The 11,578-nt window shown below is 42.5% G+C and carries 8 protein-coding genes; 1 reads left to right on the top strand and 7 read right to left on the bottom strand.

Features of this window, described 5'->3' with window-relative positions; genetic code table 11:
* Positions 1 to 51 precede the first annotated feature (51 nt).
* The 6 genes from infB to BCY91_RS14770 all read right to left on the bottom strand — a co-directional run bounded on the left by infB (position 52) and on the right by BCY91_RS14770 (position 6,666).
* Positions 52 to 2,991, bottom strand: coding sequence for a translation initiation factor IF-2 (gene infB / locus BCY91_RS14795; RefSeq protein WP_120182827.1), 2,940 nt, complete (start codon positions 2,989 to 2,991; stop codon positions 52 to 54).
* A 61-nt stretch (positions 2,992 to 3,052) separates the two neighbouring features.
* Complete coding sequence (gene nusA / locus BCY91_RS14790) at positions 3,053 to 4,288, bottom strand: transcription termination factor NusA (protein WP_120182826.1); 1,236 nt, start codon at positions 4,286 to 4,288, stop codon at positions 3,053 to 3,055.
* Between the two features lie 33 nt (positions 4,289 to 4,321).
* On the bottom strand, positions 4,322 to 4,786 hold the full coding sequence (locus BCY91_RS14785; RefSeq protein ID WP_120182825.1) for a ribosome maturation factor RimP: 465 nt from the start codon (positions 4,784 to 4,786) through the stop codon (positions 4,322 to 4,324).
* Between the two features lie 138 nt (positions 4,787 to 4,924).
* Positions 4,925 to 5,548: a rhomboid family intramembrane serine protease gene (locus tag BCY91_RS14780; protein WP_120182824.1), complete on the bottom strand. Its 624-nt coding sequence runs from the start codon at positions 5,546 to 5,548 to the stop codon at positions 4,925 to 4,927.
* Positions 5,529 to 5,891: an MmcQ/YjbR family DNA-binding protein gene (locus BCY91_RS14775; protein WP_120182823.1), complete on the bottom strand. Its 363-nt coding sequence runs from the start codon at positions 5,889 to 5,891 to the stop codon at positions 5,529 to 5,531. The genes BCY91_RS14780 and BCY91_RS14775 overlap by 20 nt, the downstream gene beginning before the upstream one ends.
* Positions 5,892 to 5,895: 4 nt before the next feature.
* A complete protein-coding gene (locus tag BCY91_RS14770) occupies positions 5,896 to 6,666 on the bottom strand; it encodes a hypothetical protein (protein ID WP_120182822.1) in 771 nt (256 codons plus the stop codon).
* 119 nt (positions 6,667 to 6,785) lie between these two features.
* Between BCY91_RS14770 and pepT the strand changes: the two genes are divergently transcribed.
* Complete coding sequence (gene pepT, locus BCY91_RS14765; RefSeq protein ID WP_120182821.1) at positions 6,786 to 8,027, top strand: peptidase T; 1,242 nt, start codon at positions 6,786 to 6,788, stop codon at positions 8,025 to 8,027.
* Between the two features lie 216 nt (positions 8,028 to 8,243).
* On the opposite strand, the gene BCY91_RS14760 is transcribed toward pepT, so the two are convergent.
* Positions 8,244 to 11,578: Ig-like domain-containing protein (locus BCY91_RS14760; protein WP_120182820.1), on the bottom strand; the 3,335-nt coding region annotated here is incomplete at its 5' end.

The raw sequence follows: 11,578 nt of genomic DNA, 5'->3' as shown, positions 1-11,578 counted from the left end.
AAACAAAAAAGCCCCTGAAAAATCAGAGGCTTGTAATATTAATTTAGAACTTTAAAGTTTACGTTTTACTTCTACTTGCTCGTAAGCTTCAACTATATCGCCCACTTGGATATCGTTGTAACCTTTGATGTTTAAACCGCACTCGTAACCTTTAGAAACTTCTTTCACATCATCTTTATAACGCTTAAGCGATTCGAGCTCGCCAGTGTAAATCACTACACCTTCGCGAATGATGCGGATTTTGCTGTTTCTGTTGATGGTTCCATCCAACACCATACAACCTGCAATGGTACCCACTTTGGTGATTTTAAAGGTTTCTCGTATCTCAACGTTGGCCACAATTTTCTCTTCAAACTCTGGCGCCAACATCCCTTCCATTGCAGACTTAATTTCTTCAATGGCTTTGTAAATTACAGAGTACAAGCGAACATCAATCTCTTCGGCTTCGGCCAGTTTACGCGCTCCGGCAGATGGACGAACCTGGAAACCGATAATAATCGCATCTGAAGCTGTAGCCAATAACACGTCTGATTCTGAGATTGGACCAACCGCTTTGTGAACAATCTTCACCTGAATTTCATCAGTAGATAGTTTTTGTAGCGAGTCTGAAAGTGCCTCAACAGAGCCGTCCACGTCACCTTTGATGATAATGTTAAGCTCTTTAAAGTTACCGATAGCCAAACGACGGCCAATTTCATCCAACGTGATGTGTTTCTGCGTGCGCAAACCTTGCTCACGTTGTAATTGTAAACGTTTGTTTGCAATATCGCGCGCTTCTGATTCGCTTTCCACACCGTTAAAGCGATCGCCCGCTTGTGGCGCACCTTGGAAACCTAAAACCTGTACCGGTTGCGATGGTCCAACTTTTTGGATTCTGGCGCCACGCTCGTTATACAAAGCTTTTACTCTACCACTGTACGAGCCCGCCAAAATAGGATCACCTACTTTTAACGTTCCGGCTTCTACTAAAACAGTGGCTACATAACCTCTACCTTTATCCAACTGCGCCTCAATAACAGTACCTACGGCTCGTTTTTTAGGGTTGGCTTTTAGCTCAAGCAACTCGGCCTCTAGCAGTACTTTTTCTAAAAGCTTATCTACATTCATCCCGGTTTTAGCAGAAATTTCCTGGGTTTGGTATTTACCGCCCCACTCCTCTACCAAAATGTTCATTGCAGATAGTTGCTCGCGTATTTTATCTGGGTTTGCACCCGGCTTATCCATTTTATTAAACGCAAATACAATTGGCAAGTTTGCCGCCATTGCGTGGTTAATTGCTTCCGTTGTTTGTGGCATCACGGTATCGTCCGCTGCAATTACAATAATGGCAACATCGGTTACTTTAGCACCACGCGCCCTCATGGCTGTAAAGGCTTCGTGACCTGGCGTATCTAAGAAAGTGATTTTCTTGTCGCCTTCTACCGTTACTTCATAAGCACCAATATGTTGTGTTATACCGCCGGCTTCGCCAGATATTACGTTTGCTTTACGAACAAAATCCAGCAATGATGTTTTACCGTGATCCACGTGGCCCATTACCGTTACTATCGGCGAACGCGAAACCAAATCTTCCTCGCGGTCTTCCTCTTCCAAATTTATCTCTTCCTCTTCGGCACCAACAAACTGGATTTCGTATCCAAATTCATCTGCAACGATGGTCAAGGTTTCGGCATCTAGCCTTTGGTTGATAGAAACAAACAAGCCTAAGCTCATACAAGTAGCAATAACCTCGGTTACAGAAACATCCATCATGGTAGCCAACTCGTTTGCGGTAACAAACTCGGTGGTTTTCAAGATTTTTGATTCCATTTCCTCCGCCATCATTCTTTCTTCGGCGTTGGCTGCTACGTCGTCGCGTTTTTGTCTTCTTAGTTTGGAGCGCTGTGCAAACTTGCTTGATTTACCTGCGCCACTTAATCTAGCTAAAGTAGCCTTAATTTGATCTTGGATTTCTTTATCTGTAGGCTCTGCTTTAGGCGGCAAAGGCTGTCCTTTTTTATGCGGAGGCCTGGTATTGTTTCTGTTGCCACCGTCTTGGCCACGGTTAAAACCGCCACCGGTACCTTGTCCCTGACCTTGACCCGGCCTGGCTGGACCACCAACAGTAGGTTTGCGTTTACGTTTGCGTTTATTATCAGCTGTATTAGGGTTTGATGAAGATGCCACCGGCTGATCTTTTTTCCGATCTACCGGAAGTTCAATACGGCCGATAACTTTTGGCCCCGTAAGCTGTTTTGCCCTGGCCCTAATTACCTCGTCATCCTCCTCTGTAGTGCTGCTTTGCTCTTCTTTTTTAACCACCGGCGCAGGTTTTTCTTCTGCTTTTGCTGGGGCAGATGTAGCAACCGGCTTTTCAACAGGTGCTTTTTCCTCTTTAGGAGCTACCTCGACAGGTTTTTCCTCTGCTTTTGGTGCTTCTGGCTCTTTTTCTTTAACCGGCTCCGGTACTTCCACCTTAGTTTCGGCTTTTGGAGCTTCTTCTTTTACCGGTTCTGGCGCTAGGGGCTTTGCCGGCTCGGGTTGTGGTTCTTCCGTTTTTTTCTCCGGACGGGTCCTGGTATTTAAGCTATCAAGATCAATTTTGCCAACAACTTTAACGCCAGGAGCGTTGCCTGTACTAGGAACTTCCGGTTCTGCCGGTTTTTGGGCAGCCGGTTGCGACGGAACAGCCGGAGCGCCCGCGTTTTTGATCAGGATTTCTTCATGATCATCACTTGGTTTAGCCGGTGCTGCAGCCGGAGTAGACTCGATAGTGGTATTTGCGTCTTCGCGACGGATTTTACCAATTACGATACTTTTTGCCTCCTCCTTCAGGATCTTATCGCCCTGATATTCTTTTAAAAGAGCACGGTACATCTCATCGTCGAGCTTTGTGTTAGGTTTAGCCTCTACGTTGAAGCCTTTGCCATTCAAAAACTCGGCGATGGTTCCTAAACCGATGTTTAGCTCTTTCGCAACTTTTAAAATTCCTAGTTTTTTGTCTTCTGACATTTAATGTTCTCTTTCTAACTTATATAAAACAAAAGTACGTTTACTTACTGCAAAACAAAAATTATTCAAATTCCGAGCGTAAAATATCAAGCACTTCTTCAATCGTTTCTTCTTCCAAATCAGTACGTTTTACCAACTCGGCAGTGCTTAATGCAATTACGCTTTTTGCGGTATCTAAACCTATCTTTTTAAATTCATCGATAATCCAACCGTCAATTTCGTCTGCAAATTCTTCTAAATCCACATCTTCCTCTTCTTCGGTAGATTCGCGATAAACATCAATTTCGTAACCGGTTAATTTCCCGGCCAATTTAATATTATGTCCGCCACGGCCAATTGCCAATGACACTTGGTCTGGCTTAAGGTAAACCGCCGCACGCATGGTTTCATCATCTAATTTAATAGAGGTGATTTTTGCTGGCGACAATGCACGTTGGATGTAAAGTGAAATATTGCTGGTGAAGTTGATAACGTCGATGTTTTCGTTTTTCAACTCTCTAACAATCCCGTGTATACGCGAACCTTTCATACCTACGCAGGCACCTACCGGATCTATACGGTCATCATAAGATTCTACAGCAACTTTAGCTCTTTCGCCCGGTTCGCGCACGATTTTTTTGATGGTGATGAGGCCGTCAAAAATCTCTGGAACTTCCAGCTCAAACAAACGCTGTAAAAACTCTGGCGCTGTTCTGGAGATGATGATGCGTGGGTTGCTGTTCAACATTTCCACTTTATGCACCACTGCACGTACAGAATCGCCTTTCTTGAAATAATCTGCCGGGATTTGTTCTGTTTTAGGCAAAATCAACTCGTTACCTTCATCATCCAAAACCAAAGTTTCTTTTTTCCAAACCTGGTAAACTTCTCCGGTAACAATTTCGCCTACCCTATCTTTATAATTTTTGAAAATTTCGTCTTTCTCTAACTCCAAAATTTTAGAAACCAAAGTTTGGCGGGCTGCTAAAATTGCTCTGCGGCCAAAACTTTCTAAGGTAATCTGTTCAATAAAATCGTCCCCAACTTCTAAATCCGGATCTATTTTATGAGCGTCTGCCAGTTCAATTTCAAGATCGTCATCTTCAGAAAAACCATCTTCCATAACGGTACGCGTTCTCCAAATTTCCAAATCTCCGTTATCTGGGTTTACGATGATGTCGCAATTTTCATCGGTGCCAAACCGCTTGCGCAACATACTGCGGAAAACTTCTTCCAACACACTGATAACCGTCGGGCGGTCAATATTCTTGAAGTCTTTAAACTCCTGAAATGAATCGATTAAATTAATACTGCTCATTTTATATCATTGATATTTTTCTTTGTTACGTTGTTATTTAAAAGAAACGCCAACTTTTATCTCGGCTATTTCGTCTCTTTTTATACCGCGCTCGGCTTTACGGGGCTTGCGATTTTTTTCTTTAAGCACCTCCATAATTACCACCTGCTCTTCATCGGCGCCTAGCAACTCTCCTTCGGTTTTTTTACCGTCTTTAAGTTTTATTTCTAAAAGGCGGCCTACATTTTTTTGTAATTGCCTATCTGATACTAAAGGCGCATCTAAACCGGGCGAGCCAACTTCAAGGTTATAAGCACTGTCAAAAAGGTTTTCTTCCTCTAAATGAAAACCTACGTGGCGACTAACCGCCGCGCAATCTTGTATGCCTATGCCCTTATCGCCGTCTAACAGAATTATCACCTTTGAATTGTTTACTACTTTTAGCTCAACAATAAAAAGATCAGGCCTATCCGCCAATTTTTCTTCTACTAACGCTCTAATACGTGCCTCTACGCCCATAATTTGTACCTAAAATAGAAAGAGGGGACTATCGTCCCCTCTTTCGAATCGTTGCAAATGTAACAATTTTTTCTATTGTTTCAAGCTTGCGACGCAATTTTGTTGAATTTTATTTTGATAACCTACTGATTTGCAATACTAAATCCCAAACTTAGCCTCAACAGTGCTGATGAAATATTGGATTACCTGAGGATACAACAGCACCGTGATTAATACGCCGGATATAGCACCGTAGAAATGTGCATCGTGGTTTATCCCGTCATTTGCGTGCCTGCTAGCGTATGAGCTGTAAACCAAAAACAGCACGCCGTAAACGATTGCCGGAATTGGAAATGGTATTGGGATGATAAATAAGGAAGAGAAAGGCGAGAAAAGGATATAAGAGAATAAAACGGCACAAACTGCGCCTGACGCGCCCAAACTATGGTAATTATAATGGTTTTTATGCTGCTGGACGGTTGGCAAATCGCTTAGGATTAAAGAAAGCAAGTACAACAAAGCAAACTGCCAATGGCCAATTGCGCGCTCTAAGTTGAAGGCGAAGAAATAATAAGACAGCATATTAAATATTAAATGCTGCCAATCTTTATGTACAAAACCACTGCTTAACAGCTGGAAAATACTTTTCCCGCGAGATACCGAGTAAGGATGCAACATCAACCTTCCGTATAATGATGGGTTATAAAAGGCGTAAACGCTGGTAGCTATGGTAAAAACGAAAATAACAAACGATACCGGCGTTTCATTTAGAAATTGTTGCATGGATTTGTTGTTGTATTTTTTGAGGTAAACTGTTAAAAACCAAGCTGTACGAATGATCAATCAACTCGGTTAAAAGACTGTTTGGCAGGTTTTGGTTGTAAAAAACGGTATTCCAATGTTTTTTGTTCATGTGGTAGCCCGGCTGTACGGCCGCATATTTTTCCCGAAGTTCTAGTGCCCAAGCGGGTGTACATTTGGCATTGAAGCTTATGGGATTGGACAGCCCCGCCAATAAAAAAATTTTATCGCCAACTTTAAACACCAGTGTTTCTTCGCCGAAAGGGAAACTTTCTGCAGCTCCGGCTTTGCTTAGGCAGTAATTTCTGAGGCTTTCAATATTCACCAGGTTACTTGAAGTATAAGCCGCTAGGCCCAAATAAGTATTTTAAAGAAACCCCGAAAGAGGTATAGGCATCTTTAGCGTTGTTTTGGAAAATTTTCGGATCATCTGCATAACCATCTAAATCATCGGAAGTAGTAAATACCATTTTGTATTGAAAGCCTACCACAAACTTCACCTCTTGGTAAGCGTTATACAGGTTTAAATTATAACCGATGCTGATTGGCAAAGCTACCACGCCGTCGAATTTTGATTTACCTAGGTCTCCGGCGTGCATCCTTCTCGGAAAAGGATTGGTGTCTGTTACACTTAAATTAGGATCATAATCTGCCACGTTATTAGTCCCGCTGATAAAACCAATCCCTAAACCAGCATTTACGTTACGTATGGCGTACAAAAACGGACTGTAAGAAAAATCAATAAACTGCCCTACCGAAACGTTTCCTCTTATTTCAATATTGGTAAAATCCGAAACAAAAGCCCTATTATGTTTATCTGTTCCGTCTTTCAATTGCACCATATTGTAGTTGATGCCTCCATAAATAAAGGGCGTAAAATAATAATCTAAAGAACCGCCGAAAGAGCGTGTTTTGTTAGTCATTAAACCTTTACTTGGCGCAAAACCTACTAATCCTTCTACAGGACTGGGACCATATGTTAAACCCGTATAAGCTGTTGTTAAACCAGCATTAACGCCCAAACCAATGCGGTAAAACGTAGCTTGCGAAAAAGCATTTGCTGATACAAAAAGTAAAAGGGCAAATATTAATTTTTTCAAATTATTCAAAAGCTAATGTAAAATTCTAAAGTTTATCAACCTATCTTTTACTTTCTTTGTCTTTCACAGAACAAGGCATAAAAATATTTCAAATAATTTGATAATCAAAATTGTATTTTATGAACATCCAACATACAGTCAAAGAGCGCTTTCTAAAATATGTAAAATTCGATACCCAATCGGACCATAGCTCCCTTACTTTCCCATCTACCGCTAAACAAAAAATATTAGGCCAGGAATTGGTTAAAGAACTGCTAGAAATGGGCATTACAGATGCTAGCATAGACGATTTTGGTTACGTGATTGGGACCATTCCGGCCAATACGTCAAAAAAAGTAGCGGTAATCTGCTTCTGCTCGCACATGGATACCTCGCCAGATTGTAGCGGCGAAAATGTAAAACCCATTGTGCACAAAAACTATCAGGGAGAAGATTTAGTTTTACCCGATGACGAGACCGTTGTTTTGCGTTTGCACGAACACCCGGATTTACAAGCGCAAATTGGAAACGATATTATAACCGCCAGCGGAACCACACTTTTAGGTGCCGATAATAAAGCCGGAATTGCAGAAATTATGGACGCTGCGAATTTTTTGATGCAAAATCCGCATATCAAGCACGGCGAAATTAAAGTTTTGTTTACACCCGATGAAGAAATTGGACGAGGAGTGGATCATTTAGATTTAAAAAAGCTTGGCGCCGATTTTGGCTACACTATAGACGGAGAAACTTTAGGCTCTTTTGAAGATGAAACCTTCTCTGCCGATGGGATGCAGGTGAACATAAAAGGCCAAAGCGCACATCCGGGTTTTGCAAAAGGCAAAATGGAAAGTGCCATTAAAATTGCCGGAGAGATAATTGCGGCACTTCCCAAAAACCGGCTTTCGCCAGAAAGCACCGCAGATAAAGAAGGCTTTGTGCATCCGGTTAACATTAGCGGACAAGTTGAAGAGGCCCTAATCGACTTTATTATCAGGGATTTTGAGGACCATAAACTGCACGAGCATGAAAAAGAATTAAAAAACATCTGCGAAAACGTACTTAAAAACTACCCTAACGCATCGGTCGCTTACCGCATAAGCGAACAGTACCGGAATATGAAACAAGTGATTGCGCAACATCCACAGGTGAGCGCGTTTGCGCTTTTAGCCATTGAAAGAGCGGGCATTAGTCCGAAAAAACAAAGTATCCGCGGCGGAACAGATGGCTCGCGATTATCATTTATGGGCTTGCCCTGCCCCAATCTATTTGCGGGCGAACATGCTTTTCACAGCAAACAGGAATGGGTTTCTGTGCAAGATATGGAAGCAGCCGTAAGAACAATTGTGAATTTAGCTATGATTTGGGAGGAGCGGGCCTGATTTCCGAGGCGTAAGGTTGAAGGGTTGAGGCTGAAGGGTTGGTAAAGGATTGAGGCCTAAGGTTAAAGGTTGGGTGGGTGTAAATAAACGTATTCTAAAGACCTACGATTTTTCTGCACACTTAGCCAGAAAAAATCGTAAGTCTGAAAACTTTGAACAATCAATACCAAACCAACTAACACCGAACCAACTAAACCCGGACACCGGACCAACCGGTCATCGTTTTAAAATCACATAGCCTTTGTTCAGTTTTTGTTTGTTGTTTTCGTGGGTATAAATCAAATAATAATAAACCCCATCTACCAGTTCTTTATTGGTATTTGTTAAAATGCCCACGTTGGCGATGCCTTTAAAGGAATTGCCTTTGTTATCGTAGCCTTTGGTGCGGTACACCTCGTTGCCCCAACGGTTAAAAATCACCACTTCGTTGTTCGGATATTTAGTGATGTTGTAGATAATAAAACTTTCATTGCCCTGCCCGTCGCCGTTTGGTGAAAACATAGGATCCGGGTTAATGTCCGGATTTTCATCCGGCGTGTTTGTTACCGTTTCCGGATAAACATCCCGTATGTTTATAAGCGAATTTGTGCCGATGTTGACAAAAGTTGGGTGCGATGTTGAGCTGATATTGCCAATTACAGTCTCGTTATCATCCTTAACATCGTCCACAAGTGCTTTTACAATAATCCGTTGCGTAGTTTCGGTTTGGTTTGCAGGGATAAGCATTGAGATAAAATTGCCGCTCAGCTTATAATCTAGCTCATTTTGTGCCGAACCGCCGTAGCTTAAGAATACGGTTAAATCTTCCAACAAAGATTCTGTGAGCACTGCAGTAACCGAGATGGTGTCGCCTTCTTTTATCTCTGCCCTGCTTGGTGTTAAATTCACGGTAACCACCGGCTGCACTACAAGCGAAACGGTTGCGGTATCGCACAAACCGAAAGGATCACAAACACGGTAGCTATAAGTGTCTATCCCTTTAAAATTAGCTGTTGGTTTGTAAATAAAAGTTCCATCGGCGTTAAACGTTAAATTTCCGTTCGCGGGATTAGTGAGCTTGCTAAATACCATTGGATCGTAATCCGGCTCGGTATCGTTTGTGGCAACAGTTTCGGCAATCTGGCCATCGCGTTTCAACGAAAACTTATCATCCATAGCAATTGGCGCATCATTTACCGGAATAACCACTATGGTAGCTGTCGCTTGATCGCACAGGCCGTCGGGATCGCACACTTGGTAGCCAAAAGTAATTGTCCCGTGAAAATTTGCTTCAGGGATGTACTCAAAAGTACCGTCTTTGTTAAGGTTGAGCTTGCCTTTTGTTGGCGGCAGCACCACCGTAAATTGAAGTTCGTCGTTCTCCGGATCGGTATCATTTAAAGCAACCGAGCCCAGCAATTTTTCATCTTCATTGATGGTAAAATGGTCGTCATTTGCGTTTGGCGGATCGTTTACGGCTGTAACTTCTATGCTGACACGTGCATAATCCGAACGTAAATCGCCATCCGTAGCTTTGTAAATAAAATATTCGGTACCCACAAAATTCTTGTTTGGGATATAGGTAAAAGAACCTTCGGCATTTAAAATAATCCGACCGTTTGTGGTTTTAAACGAGGTTTTGTCACCGTCAATATCGCCCAAATCGCCGTAAGGGTCTTTAGCCGTATGCACCGCAACGCGGATATCGTCATCATCGGGGTCGCTATCATTGATGATAATTCCCGGCGTTTTTATGGTTATTGGCGTATCTTCTAGGGTGCTGTAACTGTCGTTTTTTGCAGTTGGCGCACAATTTCCTGGCAAAACATCAGCTACCAAGCTGAAAGAACAATTATTTGCATCGATAATTGTGATATCGTATTTACCTGCATTAACATTGATTAACGAACTATTTTGTCCTCTATCGGTACCATTCCAAATAAATCGATAAGGCTGTGTACCGCCTAAAACATTGAGTTTTATTGCTCCATCTGGAGAGTACTTACAACTGGTATTTTTAACCTCAGCTTTTGCAGAAAGTAGTTGCGGTTGAGTGATGGTGATGGTCTTTGTTTGAACGCAACCCAAAGCATCTTTTGCAGAATAGGTATAATTTCCGGGAGCTAAGTTTTGTAGGCTCAGACCAGTTGAACCGTTAGACCAACTTACCTGATAAGGAGCTTCTCCTCCACTTAATTGAAGGTTTATTTTACCCGAGTTATCCCCGAAACATTTTATCTGTTCTACCTCGGTTTTAACTATAAAGGGCTTTATTGGTAAAATTTCTACTGATAATGTTTGTGTACACTCGTTTTTATCAGTAACCACAACTTGATAAACACCTGGGGCAAGGTTTGCTAAATTTTTGGTGGTAGCGCCATTGCTCCATTGGTAAGTATAAGGAGTAACACCTCCTGTTGCCGTAAGGGTAATCTTTCCTATGTTATCGGAATAGCAGCCATTATTTACATGCGTTTCGCTCAATGCCAAAGGAGCAACGGGCTGAGTGATCTGGATTTTTTTGATAACGGTACAGCCGTTTTTATCGGTTACCTTAACTTCGTAATCGCCTGCAAATAAATTGTCTAGATTTTGGATTTCAACCCCATTTGACCATTCGTAAGCATACGGAGCAGTTCCGCCTAAAACATTGATAGCAATGCTTCCGGTATTTGTTCCAAAGCAAGCCACGTTTTGGTGTGTTTCTGTTATGGATAAAGGCGCAGCAGGCTGATTAATTTGAATTTGTGTGCCAATGGTGCATCCTTTAGCATCTGTAATTGTTACCGCATAAATCCCAGCTTTTAATCCCTCAAGATCTTTACTTACCTTGTTATTTGTCCATAGATAACTGTAAGGCGCTGTACCTCCATCCACTTTTAAGGAAATACTACCTGTTGCGTCACCGTAACACAATATATCTTCATGGTTTTCTACTAATGTTAAAGGCGCTAAAGGTTGGCTAATTGTTATTTCGATTGCCGCCAAACAATTGTTAGCGTCTTTTACTGTTAAAGTATAATCTCCTGCTTCCAAAGCGCTTAAGTTTTGAGTAATAGCTCCATTACTCCAAGAATAAACATAAGGTGCTTTTCCTCCGCTTACGCTGATGTTTATGCTTCCACTGGCAGACCCGTAGCACTTCACGTTAGCATGGTTTTCACTGATGCTTAGTGAAGCGCTCGGCTGGGTAATAGTGACCGTTTCTGTCGCCTGGCATCCGTTCGCATCCGTTACCGTTACCTCATAGGTCCCGGCCGTGAGTGCTGTCAGGTCCTCATCGGTCTTCCCGTTGTCCCAAACGTAGGTATAGCTTCCCGTTCCGCCGGTCGCTGTGATGTCTATTGCTCCCGTGTTCTCACCAAAGCATTTCACGTCTGTTTTTGTTCCGGTCAAACTTAACGGAGCGCTTGGCTGGGCGATCGTTACCGTCTCTGTGGCCGTACATCCGTTCGCATCCGTAACGATAACTTTATAGGTCCCGGCCGTGAGACCTGTCAGATCTTCACCGGTCTTCCCGTTGTCCCACACGTAGGTATAGCTTCCTGTTCCGCCGGTCGCTGTGATGTCTA

The sequence above is a fragment of the Pelobium manganitolerans genome, from assembly GCF_003609575.1.
GTDB classification, from domain to species: domain Bacteria; phylum Bacteroidota; class Bacteroidia; order Sphingobacteriales; family Sphingobacteriaceae; genus Pseudopedobacter; species Pseudopedobacter manganitolerans.
Note: the sequence above shows the minus strand (reverse complement) of the source record. Positions and strands in the feature narration are given on the sequence as shown.